Raw genomic sequence first — 369 nt, 5'->3', positions numbered from 1 at the left:
GCCAGCGGATCGCGTCGTCGGGCACGAAGACGCCGCGCGTGAAGCGCTCGGTGACACGCAGGCTGCGCGCCGAGGCGCGCGCCGCCGCCTCGGACCGCGCGGCGCACGGCGCGGGCCGCGCCGGAAGCACCACCACCACGACCACCGACCGGGGGGACTCATGAGCTCCGTCGCAGCCATTGCGCAGAGCGCAGGCAAGGGGGCCGCGAGGGCCGCCGCCCGCAAGCGGGCACGCATGCACCAGCACGGCACCGGATCCGCGGTGCGTCGTCCGGGCTGGATCACGTACACGATCCTGGCGGTCGTGCTGGTGGTCTCGGCGTTCCCGCTGTACTACACGCTGCTGCTGGGCTCGTCCGACCAGGTGTC

General features: G+C 74.3%; 1 pseudogene. It reads left to right on the top strand.

Going from position 1 to position 369, the window contains the following annotated elements:
* Nucleotides 1-160: 160 nt before the first annotated feature.
* Nucleotides 161-369, top strand: a pseudogene (locus tag IIE03_RS02295) (carbohydrate ABC transporter permease); the annotation flags it as partial.

The sequence above is a fragment of the Myceligenerans pegani genome (assembly GCF_014892515.1).
GTDB classification, from domain to species: Bacteria; Actinomycetota; Actinomycetes; order Actinomycetales; family Cellulomonadaceae; genus Myceligenerans; species Myceligenerans pegani.
This window is presented reverse-complemented; position numbering and strand designations above follow the sequence as displayed.